General features: G+C 46.6%; 13 protein-coding genes. 12 read left to right on the top strand and 1 reads right to left on the bottom strand.

Annotated elements, in window-relative coordinates:
- From RID53_RS21310 to RID53_RS21270, 9 genes are all read left to right on the top strand, one after another.
- Positions 1-959: hypothetical protein (locus tag RID53_RS21310; protein ID WP_446389997.1), on the top strand; the 959-nt coding region annotated here is incomplete at its 5' end.
- Between the two features lie 461 nt (positions 960-1420).
- Positions 1421-2719: a peptidoglycan DD-metalloendopeptidase family protein gene (locus RID53_RS21305; protein WP_446389996.1), complete on the top strand. Its 1299-nt coding sequence runs from the start codon at positions 1421-1423 to the stop codon at positions 2717-2719.
- A gap of 294 nt (positions 2720-3013) precedes the next feature.
- Entirely contained in the window at positions 3014-5710 is a 2697-nt protein-coding gene (locus RID53_RS21300) for a Mu transposase C-terminal domain-containing protein (protein WP_446389995.1), read from the top strand.
- Positions 5710-6897 carry an ATP-binding protein gene (locus RID53_RS21295; protein WP_446389994.1) on the top strand — a complete coding sequence of 396 codons (1188 nt, stop codon included), beginning with the start codon at positions 5710-5712 and terminating at the stop codon, positions 6895-6897. Before RID53_RS21300 ends, RID53_RS21295 begins: the two co-directional genes overlap by 1 nt.
- Positions 6887-8110: a TniQ family protein gene (locus RID53_RS21290; RefSeq protein WP_446389993.1), complete on the top strand. Its 1224-nt coding sequence runs from the start codon at positions 6887-6889 to the stop codon at positions 8108-8110. The genes RID53_RS21295 and RID53_RS21290 overlap by 11 nt, the downstream gene beginning before the upstream one ends.
- 197 nt (positions 8111-8307) lie before the next feature.
- Positions 8308-8481 (top strand): hypothetical protein, encoded by a 174-nt coding sequence (locus tag RID53_RS21285; protein WP_446389992.1) that lies wholly within the window; start codon positions 8308-8310, stop codon positions 8479-8481.
- Between the two features lie 63 nt (positions 8482-8544).
- On the top strand, positions 8545-9669 hold the full coding sequence (cas6, locus tag RID53_RS21280; RefSeq protein WP_446389991.1) for a CRISPR-associated endoribonuclease Cas6: 1125 nt from the start codon (positions 8545-8547) through the stop codon (positions 9667-9669).
- A 279-nt stretch (positions 9670-9948) separates the two neighbouring features.
- On the top strand, positions 9949-10410 hold the full coding sequence (locus tag RID53_RS21275) for a hypothetical protein (RefSeq protein ID WP_446389990.1): 462 nt from the start codon (positions 9949-9951) through the stop codon (positions 10408-10410).
- 341 nt (positions 10411-10751) lie between these two features.
- Complete coding sequence (locus tag RID53_RS21270) at positions 10752-11207, top strand: hypothetical protein (protein ID WP_446389989.1); 456 nt, start codon at positions 10752-10754, stop codon at positions 11205-11207.
- A gap of 241 nt (positions 11208-11448) precedes the next feature.
- Here the strand turns inward: RID53_RS21270 and RID53_RS21265 are convergent, their stop codons facing one another.
- Complete coding sequence (locus tag RID53_RS21265) at positions 11449-12420, bottom strand: hypothetical protein (RefSeq protein ID WP_446389988.1); 972 nt, start codon at positions 12418-12420, stop codon at positions 11449-11451.
- 118 nt (positions 12421-12538) lie between these two features.
- Between RID53_RS21265 and RID53_RS21260 the strand changes: the two genes are divergently transcribed.
- The 3 genes from RID53_RS21260 (at position 12539) to RID53_RS21250 (ending at position 14861) form a co-directional block, all read left to right on the top strand.
- Positions 12539-14140: a peptide ligase PGM1-related protein gene (locus RID53_RS21260; RefSeq protein WP_446389987.1), complete on the top strand. Its 1602-nt coding sequence runs from the start codon at positions 12539-12541 to the stop codon at positions 14138-14140.
- A gap of 86 nt (positions 14141-14226) precedes the next feature.
- Entirely contained in the window at positions 14227-14520 is a 294-nt protein-coding gene (locus RID53_RS21255; RefSeq protein WP_446389986.1) for a DUF433 domain-containing protein, read from the top strand.
- Positions 14517-14861, top strand: coding sequence for a DUF5615 family PIN-like protein (locus RID53_RS21250; RefSeq protein WP_446389985.1), 345 nt, complete (start codon positions 14517-14519; stop codon positions 14859-14861). Before RID53_RS21255 ends, RID53_RS21250 begins: the two co-directional genes overlap by 4 nt.
- Positions 14862-14966: the final 105 nt, after the last annotated feature.

Genomic DNA, 14966 nt, shown 5'->3' with positions numbered 1-14966 from the left:
AAAAAGTCGCTTTACTAGGGGAAATCGTGGATCAACCCGCCCTCGCCATCCAGCGCACGCTCAACTATCTCACCGAGATACCCCGTGGCAAATCACGAGTAAGAACCCGAAACTCAACCGTTAAAGGGAACATAGAAATCACCTATCGCGGTAAAACCTACACCAGCGATCGCAAAGGAGCCACACTCACCAGCCAGTCCGGACTGCACGGGGATAAAACCGACAATCTCAAGCTGCGAGTTATTCTAGCACTCGAGCAACTGGGATTAGGAAACGGTGAGGACATCCATCTCAGCCTGAGCCTATTCTTCACCCCAGGAAACTTCAAAGCACAGGAGACAGCCGCCAAGAAAGCCCTAAGCCAGTCCCTCACTTGGTCTACGCCGCAAGGACGCAAATCAGCCACGATTCAGACATTACAGGTAGTGCCAGAAGGCTATCACATTGGGGCTTATCGTCAGTTAGCGATCGCAGAATCTAAACCCAATGATTCCTGGCAAGCCTGCTACGATATCGGCTATCGTACCCTGTTGTGCGATTTTATTGACCCTGATGGATTCTTTGACGATAACCGCAGTCAGTCCTTTGATGGCAAAGGCACATCCTTATATTATGAATGGGTCGCAGAAGAAGCCGGGATTAATGACCCAGAAGACCCCCAGTTTATCACCGCTGTAAATAACTGTGAGGACTATTATCAGCCCCAGGGGGAACCCGAACCCATCCCCATCGCCGATGCAATTGATACCGCCCATGAATGGTACATTGGCGAGATTGCCGAAATCATCACCGACTGTACACCTCCGGAGATAGAAACCTCAATCGTTGGGGGCGGTGGCGCGTTCCGCTTTGGACGAGACTTAATCCTCAGTTTGAGAGGGAGCGATCGCTATGTTGTGGAACATCCTGATTTAGCCAACGTAATCGCCCAAACAATTACTTTAGCCCAGGAACTGTAAGAAAGCAGGAGGCAACAGGGAACAGGCAACAGGCAACAGATATAGCGGTTGCCATTAGGGTTTAAAGGATGAGAGGAGGTTTAAACGAGACATAGCGTGGCACTCATAAAGCCAGGATAGGTAAAAAGCTGGCACCAATCAGCGATATGGAAAACACGCTTGGTTTCTTCCTTCCTTCCTTCCTCCTACTCCCTACCCAAATACTCCCAACAGCAACCCATCAGAAAGTAGGAACTGTTGCCTGTTGCCTGTTGCCTTTTTTGCCTTTTTTGTTATGGAACTCAAACCATTCAAGAAGTTTGTAACGAGAAAAAATCAGGGAGAGACACAACCCAGCCGTAGGGCATTACTTCAGCACTTGCGATCGCTCCAGCGGGAAGTGCGACGAATAAAACTTCAGCGCTTCGCATTACTCATCTTAGCGATTAGCTTGCTTTTACTCACCTGGCATCTACTAACCAATGACACAAGCAACACAAACCCTAAGCACCAACCAGCTACAGAGGGAAATTCGGAAGCTGGAGCAGGAACTAGCAACCCTCAAGAGAACGAACCTCTGGAAAATTGACCGCCGAGTCAGTCAGTTATTACGAGCGATCGATGATTCCCCTAAATCTCTAGAAAAATCTAGATTGAGGAATCAGATATTAGCGATCGCAGCCACTGCATTAATCAGTTTCAACCTGGCAAACAGTCAAGACTATAGTCCCAATTTTGATTGGTTTAAAGATGGTGTAGAACAAGTCCAGGAAACAGCGATTCAACCGGAATCCAAACCGGAATCCGATTCAGCTAAACCTGTAGAGACGTTGCATGCAACGTCTCTACACCTAACCCCATTTGCACAGAAAATCAAACAAGTCGCGGCTAATATCAACGCTGACCCCATTGACTTAGCCACACTGATTAGTTTTGAAACTGCTGGAACATTTAGCCCCAGTATTAGAGGTCCCGTTGTTAAAGGTAGGGGACGCGCCGTCGGGCTTATTCAATTTATGTCCTCCACGGCGGCTGAACTGGGAACCACATCAGAAGCCTTAGCCCATAAAAGCCAGGTTGAGCAGATGGATTATGTTGAGCGATACTTGGTTAAACGTGGGTTTAAAGGTGGTGGACTTAAACAGCTTTACTCTACTGTATTTGCTGGACATCCCAACGCCAAAGGAAGTATCAGCGACGGGTATCATACCTTAGATAGCGCCGTTGAGCGGATGACAAGGGAGCATCGAGGGAGAGCGATCGCACTCCTTTCCGGTAAGTCTCTAGAAAAAACACCAGATCAGATCAACAAGTCTCATATTTATAAATGGGATGTTAAATTCCAGAAAAATCCTCAACTGGGAGACATCATCGCAGGCTATAAAGTTACATCGCCGCGTGGGTGGAGGATTCACCCCATCTCAGGGAAGCGTCAATATCACCAAGGGGTTGACTTAGCCACGCCAGCGGGGACGGCTTTGTATGCGATCGCTGACGGTTGGGTCGAATGTGCCAGAGGTGACGCGGCTGGCTTGTATGCCACATTCACGTCTGAGCAATTCCCCACACTCCAGTTTAAACTGCTGCACTTGTCCCGGTGTTTAGTTGAACCGGGGCAAAAGATTAAAGTCAACAGAAAAAGAGCGATCGCCTGGACAGGGAACAGTGGCGGCTCAACGGGACCACATTTGGACTTACGGATTAAGTCGTCTAGTTCTGGCAATTGGTTGAGAGTCAGAAGTGGCTGGCTGCAATGGTTTCTGACAGGTGAGCAGCCATGAAGGAATTGGAGATTAAGGATTGGCGCGGGAAAACTTGGCGGGTGCAATTTGAGAAGCACTTGGCAGATGGGGAATGGGCAATTGATTGTGTCACTTGAACCATATCCTGTCCAAAGTGGAAGCATAAGCTGTCCGCCAACAAGGTAAAAACTCTGATGCTGTCGTCGGGAGAACAGGTACTTGAACAGCTAGGTAGAACCATAAGTTGTCCACAAGTTGAAATTGGAAGGATAAGATGTCCTTTTGTTGATAAACTGAAGACATCATTTCATGGCTGCGTAGGCAAAGGAATATATGCTGGACGGCGAGCAGTTTGTGCGGTGGTGTCAGCAGTTAGGCTTGGCAGAACCGACAAGGAAATACATCGAACTGTTACGCAGTTCGCCGCCGTCGCGTGTGGTACGCAGTAGGGCAGGGAACGTGAGTGGTCGTTACCCCAGCCGGAAAATGGGCGTAACGATTCAGTTTGAGAGCCACCACAACGAATTGGCAGGCATCTATGAGATGGAATATGACCCAGATGTACTGGAATATTACGACCAACCCAGTGGCATCAAACTGAGCTACATTGCTCTGAGTGGTCGGAAAGTAGGAGTCCTGCATACCCCAGATTTCTTTGTGTTGCGTCAGACTTGTGCTGGTTGGGAAGAGTGGAAAACACTGGATGAATTAGTGCGACTATCAGTCAAAATGCCTGCTCGTTACGTGCGAGAAGGTGAAGGTCAATGGCACTGTCCCCCAGGAGTTGAAGTAGCACAAAGTTTGGGATTATATTATCGCATCCGTTGCAACGCTGAAATTGACTGGGTTTTCCAAAATAATCTTCATTTTCTCGAAGACTACTTGCACCCATCCCAGGTTTCTGTAGAAGAGAAAGTTTGTGCCGAGATCATATCACGGGTGGAACTTCATCCAGGAATTACCTTAGGTGAATTGCTAGAAGAGGGGTACAACTGTGAGGAGGTTTATACCCTAATTGCCCAAAATTATTTAAATGTGAATTGGCGGGGTGTCAACATAGCGCAACTTGGTACACAGATTCCAATCTTTCCGGTTAATCAGAAAGCTTGTCGAATCGAAACAACCAAGTTGAGAGGAAAATCAACCTTAGAATTAGCCCGCAACTTAGTTGATCTAAAACCCGGTTCTTCTGTGGTATGGAATGGAAAAAGCTTATCGATTCTCAATCGAGGAGAAACCCATACAGCCCTACTCAATGAAGAGGCAAAAGTCATCCAACTGCCCAACGAAGCCCTATTGGAATTAGTAAAACAGGGGGAGTTAACAGGTGTTGTCATCCAATCCCCATCTTCTAGAGAAGTCAATGACCTCCTTGCCAAGGCGAGTGTTGATGATTGTGTAGAAGCCAACCGCCGCTATTCCATCATTTCTCCCTACCTAACGGGCGAACTCCAAACCTCAAATCAGGTCGTTTCAGCACGTACAATTCGCCGTTGGTTGCGCTCGTGGCGAAACGCAGTTGAGCAATATGGATGCGGTTATGTGGGCTTGTTGCCCCGCGTCAGCTCTAAAGGCAACCACCAACCTAAATTGCCTCAAACGACACAAAAAATCGTAGACGAATTCATTGATAACAGCTATTTAAATCTCAAACAACAAGGAAAATTTGCCGTTTATAGTTCACTGGTACGAGCCTGCTCTCAGCAGGGAATCACTCCTTGTAGCTACAAAACGTTTGTCCGAAAAATTCAGCAAAAATCTAACTACGAACAGGCTGTAAACAGGCAAGGACGCCGAGCCGCTTACAAGCACGAACCTTTTTATTGGGAACTAGAGGTAAACACCCCCAGGCATGGACAACGACCCTTTGAAATCTGCCATATTGACCATACACAATTAGATATCGAGTTAGTTAGCTCCCACACATCAATCAATCTGGGTCGCCCTTGGGCTACCTTCCTAACAGACGCCTACTCACGACGAATACTAGCCGTTTATCTGTGCTTTGACCCACCGTCGTATCGTAGTTGCATGATGGTGATGCGCGAGTGTGTCCATCGTCATGGACGATTGCCCGACACGATAGTGGTGGATGGAGCCAAAGAATTCATGAGTGTTTACTTCGAGCGGCTCCTGGCAGCTTACTCTTGCACAAAGAAAACCCGACCAGCCGCCAAACCCCGATTTGGTTCAGTATGCGAGCGCTTGTTCGGCACAGCCAATACCATGTTCATTCACAATCTCTGGGGAAATACGCAAATTAACAGGAATTATCGGGCTGTGACGAAAAGCGTTAATCCTCGTAATTTAGCCATCTGGACTCTAGGAAGTTTATATCAGAATCTATGCGATTGGGCTTATAAATTTTATGACAACAAGGAGCATCCGGCACTAGGACAAAGCCCAAGAGCGGCGTTTGAAGATGGCTTGTTGCAAACCGGATTCCGCTCACACAAACTGATTCCTTATGATGAAACTTTCCGGATTTTGACCCTACCAACGACCCCCAAAGGAACTGCCAAAGTAATTCCCAATCAGGGAGTCAAAATTAACCACATCTACTATTGGCATAATAGTTTCCGAAATCCGGAAATTGAAAAAACCCAAGTAAATGTGCGCTATGACCCCTATGATGCTGGGATTGCCTATGCTTACATTAAAGGTCAGTGGGTAAGTTGCATCTCGCAGCACTATAGCCGCTTAGTGGGTCACTCAGAGCGAGAAATAATGGTAGCTAGTGAACAGTTGCGTCAACAGCAGAAGAATTACTCCAAACAATTTACAATCACAGCCAAAGCCCTAGCTGAATTTTTAGCAAGTACAGAAGCCCAAGAAGTTATCTTAGAGCAACGGTTACGGGATGTAGAAGCCAAAGAGGTTTTAGCAATAATTGATGGAGGAAAAATTTCGCGACTTCAAGAACAGCCTCCAGCCGCCGAGTGCCTTTCACTTCCTATAAGTCAAGAAGTCTCTCCTAATAGAGATGAGATTGACTCGGAAGAAATTGAACCTTATGAGGAGTTTTGGTAATGCCGTCTTCCCAGAATTTTCCTCCAGAACTTTTAGCCGTCAATCCAGCAGAAAAACTGGCTTACTTTGAAAGTTGTACGGTAGTACACAGGCGACTAAAAATTGCGTATGAAGCTGTAATAGATGCCGTCAATAATCCTGGAGGCGCTTCATTAATCTTTTTGTTTGGCCCTACTGGGGTGGGGAAAACAACCTTACTCCATCAAGTTGTGAAAGTGCTCATAGAGCAGAACTCCAGAGCCATACAACTTGATTGTGGACATATCCCTGTTGCTTATGTAGAAGCTCGCGCTCCTGAATCCGGGTCTTTTGACTGGAAAGACTATTACAAAAGTGTCTTGATAGCTTTGGCTGACCCCTTCGTTGATTATAAACTCAGAACTGGCAGTAGCCGAATTGAGGGTAGTGGCTCTTCTCAACGTCTAATTAAATCAAAAGCTAACCTGTCAGATTTACGAGAAGATGTAGCGGCGATTATTCAACAACGGAGATTAATTGTATTTCTAGTTGATGAAGCCCAGCGCTTCACTAAAATGGCATCGGGAAGAAGACAACAAGACCAAATGGATGCCATTCAGTCAATGGCAAGTTTCACGTCCACCCGGCATGGACTTTTTGGTACTTATGAACTGCTACAGTTAAGGAACTTAAGCGGTCAATTGAGCCGTCGCAGCCTAGATATTCACTTTCCTCGTTATCAAGCGGATTGCTCACAGGACGTTAAAGATTTCAAACGGGTACTCAAGAGTTTTGCCTGCCAAATGCCCTTGTTAGAAACCCCTGATTTAGAGCAGCATTGGGAATACTTCTATGAACGCAGTATCGGTTGTGTAGGGATAGTTAAGAATTGGCTGACACAAGCCTTGAGAAAAGCATTGGCAGAATCCGCCTCTACTCTTAGCTTGGCACATCTTACACCTTATGCTCCCAGTGTGTCTAAATGTATGCAGATGGCAACTGAGGCGATAGAAGGCGAGAAAGCGCTACTAGAATCGGAGAGCGAACTGGGTCGATTGCGTCAAAAATTGGGATTAACCGTGAAGGAGCCATCAACAGCAACAGAAGCTTTGCTCAATAGCTCGACCCGTTCTACGGGTAACAAAAAAGAGAAGAAAACCAAGAAACGTCGTCCAGGAGAGCGTAATCCTCAACGGGATGTCATCGGAGGTGCTCCAAGTGTCAGTTGAAAGCTGGAGTAATCATCAACTATGGTATTCAAAAACCACAACAATCCCAGAGCGCAGCCGCTTGCATCCTCTTGAACCCATTGGTGTAGGAACACCTATGGTAGAAAGTCTGACCAGTTATGTGGCTCGGTTAGCAGCAGCTCATCGGGTGCCTACGGGCATTTTGTTAGCTCAAGAAGTAGCTCCACAAGTCAGTCGATATCAAGGCAATCAGCATCAAGGTTTATCCCGATGGTTTTTCCGTGTCTTCTTCAACGATACGGGAGCCTGGAATGGCATGGGAATTATGGCATCTGAGCCAGTTCATGTGTTAGAAGCACGAACAAAGCAACATCAGTTACGGTTTCTGACTTTGTTAAGTTGGGCTAACGTTTTACCGTCGCGAGGTTTACTGCGTACCAATAAGGCTTGGTGTCCCGTCTGCTATGACGATTGGGAGCGTTGTGGGAAACCCATCTACGAGCCTCTATTATGGTCGCTCCAGGTAGTGACAACTTGTCCTTTTCATCAACAAGTTTTATGGCATCAATGTCCTCATTGTCAGCGATTGCTCTACCCTCTAGAGTGGAATTCCCGACCGGGTTTCTGCTCTAGATGCCAACAGTGGTTGGGTGTGAATTCAATTTTGACGAATGGCGATACCTCTGTGGACGCTTCCCCAGTAGAGCAACCCGATTGGGACTGGCAGATTTTTGTTGTGTACTCCGTGGGAAAAATTATCGAGCTTGCACCTGCTCTCCAGTCTCCTCCACCCTTCAGAAATCTCGCATTAGCCATTGACTTATGTATCCAAGAAGCTACCAACGGTAATGCCAAAGCTTTTGCTGAGTTAATCTACCTGAGTGCTTCCGTACCAGGAGAATGGCGATGTGGTCAGGCACTGGCACAATTAGGTTTGCTCCTTAGAGTCTGTTGGTGTCTTTCTATTCCTTTAGAAGATGTTCTCACTGGACAGGTGATGAAACATCAACCCCTATCGTTGAAGGTTTTGCCTGTCACTCAACAACGCAGAAAAACTAATCGGCGCTTTGATGGGGTGAAAGTACAAATGTTCTTAGAGGCAGCTTTGTCCTTGGAACCACCGCAGTCTCTCAAACAAGTGGCTGCTACTATTGGATATGATCCTGGAGATATTTCCCGATTTTTCCCTGACTTGTGTCACCAAATTTCGGCTCGTTACAGGTTATACCGACAAACAATCAAAAAGTCCTAGGTCTAATCAGGTTATTTGCCAAGTCTCTCTCCAGGTAGCTACTTGTTTCCAGTTCAAGTCAAGTTAACCTCTCCTACTCACTGGAAGCATAAATTGACCACAGGTTTGGGGACAGCTTATGCTTCCACTTTGGACAGGATATGGTTCAAGTGACAACTAAGGTTGCAGCCTTGACAAACTCACTTCCCCGAAAGGGGATGGAAACTTTTAGATCTAACCTCATTGGCTCATCGGCTTGTCGGTTGTATCGAGAGTTGTTACATTTAATTAACTCACAACATCCAAACTTCATCCGTCAATTGCTCGAAGACAGTGCTACTCGTCATTTAACCGAGCTGAATTCGCCAGGGAAGTTAATGAAACAGGTTTGAGACAACTCAGTTTACCCTATATATATAGGAGCAACCCCTTAAAAATCCGGCATTCACCCCATCATGGCACCCCGCAAACGCCGCCAAACCCAACCCCCTCCATCCCGCCATCCCTGGGCGGCGGATACAGAATTAGTCGGACTTGTCTTAGAATTAACCGCCAACGCCCCAGACTCCCTCTATACTCAATACACCGTCGGACTTCACGCCTGGTTCTTAGATCAAGTTCGCCAAACTAACCCCGAACTCTCCGCCTATCTCCATGATGGTCAATCTGAGAAACCCTTCACCCTCTCCCGCTTAGACGGAGACTTCCTCACCTCTGGAAAAAACCTCAAACTCAAACCCAATACAACCTACCGTTGGTACATCACCGCCCTTTACCAACCCCTAAGCCAATGGCTAGCCGAATGGGTTGATCACCTGCCAGATATGATTAAATTACGTCGTGCTGTCCTCAAAATTAGCCGTTGGCACATCGCTTTAGCACCAACCACGTATCCGAACTTATCCACCCCAATCCCCACCCTACCCCAATCCCTAAGCCTCAGCTTCCTCACCCCCACCAGCTTTCGCCGCAAGGGACACCATTTTCCTTTACCGGTTCCCACGAATCTCTTCCACAGCTATTTGCGGCGCTGGAATGATTTTTCTGATCACCCCTTTAACCAAACCGCCTTTTTAGACTGGGTAGAGGAAAACGTGGTGATTCAGCGTCACCGTTTAGAATCGATGAAAGTCGCAGCCGGAAAGAAAGGAGTCGTCACCGGATTCACAGGTGCGATCGCCCTCGGACTGGATTCAGGTGCCAGCCAACACCCAGAATTTAGCCAACTATTCCATACCTTAGCCCAATTTGCCCCCTACTGCGGCACCGGACACAAAACCCCCTTTGGTTTAGGACAAACTCGCTTAGGCTGGTTATCCCCCGAAACCCCCGCCCTCCCCTCAATAGAAACCCTATTAGCCGAACGCATCAGCGAATTAACCCAACAGTTTCTCGCCCAACGCCAGCGCCAGGGAGGAAATCGGGCGCAAGACATCGCCGAAACCTGGGCGACTATATTAGCCCGACGAGAAATGGGTGAATCCTTAAACGCGATCGCAGATGATCTGGATATGCGTTACCAAACCGTCAAAACTTACACCAAATTAGCCCGCCGTGCCATCTTGAACAATGACAGATAACAAGTATTTTTGTAGGGGCGGGTTTAGGGACAATTGTAGGGGCGGGTTTAGGGACTCAATTCAAATATCCACCAATAACGGAACAACAAAACCCGCCCTCCCCACCGATAAATGAACTTTGCACTTCCGCACCCCCATACCCCAAACCCCAAACCCTGCCTACCGTTGACTTAGCTTGTCACCCCTTCAGCCCAAACATTTCCGATGTTGTGAGTTTCGCCAAAAAAACGGGAATCCTGAATCTAAGAAGGACAAAAGACAAAGCATGAGATTCCCCGAATGATACAAAAACTGTCTACACCAAGAATCGAATCCGGACAATCCCTACTGGGGCTACATCTAATCAGTCTCCTCATCGGATACACAGTAGCCGGCTGGTTATTATCCCTTTATCAAGCCCCGGCGCTAATTTGGCTAGGAACCCAAGCCGTCACCGTACACCTAGCTTGGCGAGGCAAAAGCGCGATCGCATTAGCCATCACTTGGGTAGTTGGTGTTGTCTGGATCGGCACCCTAGCCAGGGCGTACCCCCCCAGTCTACGATTCAATTTTCAACTGTTAGTCATTGCCTTATTTGTGATCTGGCTTTTAGGCATAATTCTAGCCTTTGGCGTAGCCTTTGCCAAACAACCGATACAAGCCACCGGATTGAAAAACACTCAAGCCTTTTGGTTTTTAGTCACCCTAGCTTTTAGTGGGTTAGCCGTCGGTCGAATTTTGGACATGATAGTTATACGTTAATCGTTGATCGAGCAACAAGCAGAAAGCCGAAGGATTATTACGGCTACCTTTTCGTATCAGCGATTCAATGTATCCTAACCTGAATAACATTGACTTAAGGCTAGTGGGCAGTACCCATCCTACAGTATATCCGGCTTGTAGTAAGGAACCTTAGTTCCTCTATTCTGTTGGGTTTAGCGAAGTCGAAACCCAACCTACAACCTCAAACGTCAGGACATAACATTCCGAAACCTAAAGCTAAAAAACCGAGTAATCCTTTGAACCCGTTTTAACGGGTTTAAGCTTTAAGCCAGAACTTTAGTTCTCGGCTTAAGTATCAAATTAATCAAGGAGACAATAAAGTGAAAACTTCAACCTTGCCGGGACAATCTCAGCAAAAAATCCCCAACTATGCCGATCGCACGCCCCAGTATTATATCGACAAAATGGAGCCAGAACTCCGGGCAAGTTTCAACACCCAACAGCTTCAGGCAATATTTAATCTGTTAGATGAGGCAATTCCCAAGCCATCGCCCAAGATTGTCGATTTAAGATTTCTAGTCGATTTAATCGTCACCCGCTTCTATGTCGTGTTATTAGTCGGTAAAGATAGGCGACGAAAACCCCGGCGTTATATCCCCAAAGGCGTGGCTAAAGTAGGTAATGTCATCGCGGCGATTATCCTACTGTTAGGCGCAAACCTGCTACTGAGTGCCAGTTTATTCCTATTTGCGTACTTACTCAAATCCTTAGTTGGTATCGATTTCTTTTCCGGCGATCGTCATCTTCCCGATATAATTAAAAGCATTTTCCAGTAAGTAGGGGCGCACTGACGTGTGCCCTTTTCCCGCAGCAATGTGCGCCCGATTTCACCGTCAAATCTATTCCACAATTTTAGCTGCGTCAGTCCAGTCGTGGCGTGACACACCTAATTGGGTGGATTAGCATTACACCCAGAAAACTTAATCAATCAGGGGCTAAAGCCCCTACGACGAACCCAACCTATTCCACAATTTTAGCGCCAGGAGTGCGAGCGTCTCGCTCGCTATTGAGTAAGATTTAAAGACGTAACTCCCTATCTTCTGCTCTTGGCTTTAAGACTCCAAAGTCAAATACCTGCCGGAAATAATTCACGATCACAAAAAACAAAAACCCTAACGATAGAAGGAGTTCGGCAAACTCTTGATCTCTGGAAATAACGAATCCCAACCCATCGGTATATTCAAGAATGACATAGATAACCAACGCTAAACTAAAAAATATCGCCAAAAACCAACTAGGGATTAAATAAGTGAGATAGTGATAACCCCCTTGCTGCTGTTGTCGATGCGAACGATACCAGAAAACAATCCCTAACAAACATAAAAAGCTAATCCCGATAATTCCTTCCCCCCAATAATCCTGAAACCAGACCAAATTATGAATCGTGAATTCTTCTTGAACATTGTAGGTTTCAAAGAAAGGGGGGAGTTCCCAGCCAAACAAGCGTTGACCCCAACTGACCTCTTCTAAGCCGACAAAAAGAAAAAAGGCACTGTAGAGATAGTACCCCCAGCCAAAAACATTTTGACGCAGCCGGAAAAAATAACGACCAATCGGTATGGAAAATCCACCCGCCAGGAAATAAGCAATAACCGTGCCATATTCAATAAATCCCCCCTCATCCAGAATCATCCGATAGGAACGGCTGTCACCGAGGCGAAATTTGATCAGCAGCAGAATAATCGTGGCAAAGATCGGGAAAACTAAGAGAAACCGCTTCATTGTTTCTCGCCCGGAAAACAGGGAAAAATGAACCAACCTTTTAATCGCTGGGCTTTTTCCCAACAGGAACAACAGGATACCTAAAATTAAGGCACTGATATTACTCAAATTCCACGTCCAGCCCGGATAGGACTCTAAAAACGGAGAGATTTTAGCCAGTTGGGCAATAGCGGCACCGATACCAAACAGCATAAACATGATGCTGATGACTCGCGTAAAAATAGTGATCCGCCCTTCCAGCGCTTTGGTTTTGGGATAGAGGCTCATCCTTGATGTTTCGCCAGTAAACGTTGATTGCTTTTCAAAGATTAACGTTTACACTATCACAGTTGTGCCAAGTAACCGTTACTATTGCTATGTATAATATTGAGGCAGTTCAGGGGCAATGCATGGATTGAATTCTTCCTCCTCCACACAAGCAGAACGGTTTCGGCGGCTTCAGAGTCAGTTGCGCGATCGCTGGTCTAGTATTGATCTATTTGACCAGGACGATCGCGACATCTTGGTGGTGCCGTCTGTTACCGTTGATCAGCGGGAACTGGCGAAGATTCCCGGTTTTCTGCACTATGAGGAACGCCTGTTATTTTCCCTGATTCGCTTACGCAATCCCCGCACTCGCCTCATTTATGTGACAGCAGTCCCCCTATCACCGATAGTCATTGATTATTACTTACAACTGTTACCCGGCATTCCCTTTTCTCACGCTCGTGAGCGTTTGATGCTCCTCTCCACCTATGATGCCTCACTCAAACCCCTGAGCCAAAAAATATTAGAACGTCCCCGGTTAATGGCGCGAATTCGTCAGGCGTTGCGTCCCCACAAGTCGTACATGGTCTGTTATAATTCCACTCAGTTTGAGCGAGAGTTATCCGTAAAACTCAGTCTACCCCTTCTGGCACCTGACCCTGATTTACTCCACTGGGGAACCAAGAGTGGGAGTCGGGAAATTTTTAAACTCAGTGGTATCCCCCATCCCGATGGCTGCGAAACGCTGTGGACGGTGGAGGAGTTGGTAGAAGCGGCGGCTGTGTTGTGGGAACGTCATCCTGATTTAAAGCGGATGGTGATTAAACTCAATGAAGGCTTTTCTGGGGAAGGGAATGCGATTCTGGATTTGAGAAAAATCCCCGACGCAGCACCGGGAAAAGCGTCCCATGATCAACGGGTTGCCGCTATCCACGAAGACTTAGACCATTTAGGCTTTCAGGCAAATAATGAAACCTGGACTCAATTTTCCAGTCGCATTCCCGAATTAGGCGCAATTGTCGAGGTATTTATCGAAGGAGAGAACAAGCGATCGCCCAGTGTGCAAGGGTATATTACCCCGAATGGTGACGTGAAGATACTCTCCACCCATGATCAAATTTTAGGGGGTCCCGATAGTCAGATTTATCTGGGCTGTCGATTTCCCGCCGATGCTGCCTATCGCTTACCCTTACAACAGATGGGAATTAAAGTGGGACAAGCCTTGGCAGAAAAAGGTGCGATTGAACGGTATGGTGTGGATTTTGTCGCCGTTCACCAGCCGGAGAAGGGGGAGAATGTTTGGGATTTACAGGCGATCGAAATTAACTTACGCAAAGGGGGAACCACCCATCCGTTTATGTCGCTGCGGTATTTAACCAATGGTCATTACGACGCCTCAACGGGTTTATTTCACAGCCAGCAAGGTCGCCAGAAATATTACATTGCTACGGATAATTTACAACGGGATCATTACCGAGGGTTAATGCCTAATGATCTGATGGATATTATTACCCATTATCGCCTGCATTTTGATAGCAGTACCCGGACGGGCAACGTGTTTCATCTGATGGGCGCCCTCTCGGAGTTTGGCAAACTGGGATTAACCTGTATTGGTGATTCCCCTCCCGAAGCGGAGGCATTTTATAACCAGGTGATGCAAGTATTGGATCACGAAACCACAGGGATTGATAATGACCAGTTTTCTTATCCCTGTGAACCCATTTCCTGGTTCTCTAAGTGATATCGAATCCGCTTGATTGCACACAGATGCAGCTTTCCCGTAGTTAGGATGATAATAAAAATGAGCTATCTCCTAGGGTTTGATTAATGACGACTACATCAGTTTCCAGATATGTCACTCGTAATCCAGACATTTTAAGCGGTGAACCGATTATAATCGGGACGCGCATATCGGTGCGAGTCATTGTCGGCTTATGGCGATTGGGTACTCCTCCTGAAGAAATTCCGGTTCAGTATCCCCAGCTTACTCTGGCTCAAGTCTTTGATGCCCTGAGTTTCTATTTAGATAACCAGGCTGAAATCAATGAGTATATTGAGCGAAATCGAATCCAAAACGATCTGATTCATCCCGCAGTTCGCAAAGCCTTAGAAGCGGAATGAAAATCTTTGCGTCACTCTACACAGATGAGGATATTGCTAATTTGGTTGCCACTCTCCTAAGAGCTAGAGGTTTGGATGTCCTAACAACTCTTGATGCTGGGATGGCGGGTTGCTCTGATCAGCAACAATTGGCTTATGCTGCTGCACAAGAGCGATGTCTATTGACTCACAATCGAGTGGATTATGAAAGATTGCACCTGAGCTACATCGAAATAGGACAACAGCATTCAGGCATCATTGTCACACCTCAAAATAATGCTTATGAGATTGCTAAACGAGTCGGTATCATTCTGAATAGTCTGAGTGCCGATGAAGTTTTTAACCAGCTTTTGTATGTGTAACAATTACCAGAAATCCTGCAAAGATGACGCTCGATAGCCAATAGGATTGGATGCTGACCTTGATTAGGTTAGTTTTGCGTGCCAATACAGCACGGTAGAGATCCC

Origin of the sequence: Coleofasciculus sp. B1-GNL1-01 (assembly GCF_040220235.1) — a bacterium.
GTDB lineage: Bacteria > Cyanobacteriota > Cyanobacteriia > Cyanobacteriales > Coleofasciculaceae > Coleofasciculus.
Note: the sequence above shows the minus strand (reverse complement) of the source record. Positions and strands in the feature narration are given on the sequence as shown.

Bases quoted from the DNA above. Each gene is read 5' to 3' on its own strand.
- RID53_RS21305 (WP_446389996.1), top strand. From the start codon at position 1,421: ATGACACAAGCAACACAAACCCTAAGCACCAACCAGCTACAGAGGGAA.
- RID53_RS21300 (WP_446389995.1), top strand. From the start codon at position 3,014: ATGCTGGACGGCGAGCAGTTTGTGCGGTGGTGTCAGCAGTTAGGCTTG.
- RID53_RS21295 (WP_446389994.1), top strand. From the start codon at position 5,710: ATGCCGTCTTCCCAGAATTTTCCTCCAGAACTTTTAGCCGTCAATCCA.
- RID53_RS21285 (WP_446389992.1), top strand. From the start codon at position 8,308: ATGGAAACTTTTAGATCTAACCTCATTGGCTCATCGGCTTGTCGGTTG.
- cas6 (WP_446389991.1), top strand. From the start codon at position 8,545: ATGGCACCCCGCAAACGCCGCCAAACCCAACCCCCTCCATCCCGCCAT.
- RID53_RS21275 (WP_446389990.1), top strand. From the start codon at position 9,949: ATGATACAAAAACTGTCTACACCAAGAATCGAATCCGGACAATCCCTA.
- RID53_RS21265 (WP_446389988.1), bottom strand. From the start codon at position 12,420: ATGAGCCTCTATCCCAAAACCAAAGCGCTGGAAGGGCGGATCACTATT.
- RID53_RS21260 (WP_446389987.1), top strand. From the start codon at position 12,539: ATGCATGGATTGAATTCTTCCTCCTCCACACAAGCAGAACGGTTTCGG.
- RID53_RS21255 (WP_446389986.1), top strand. From the start codon at position 14,227: ATGACGACTACATCAGTTTCCAGATATGTCACTCGTAATCCAGACATT.
- RID53_RS21250 (WP_446389985.1), top strand. From the start codon at position 14,517: ATGAAAATCTTTGCGTCACTCTACACAGATGAGGATATTGCTAATTTG.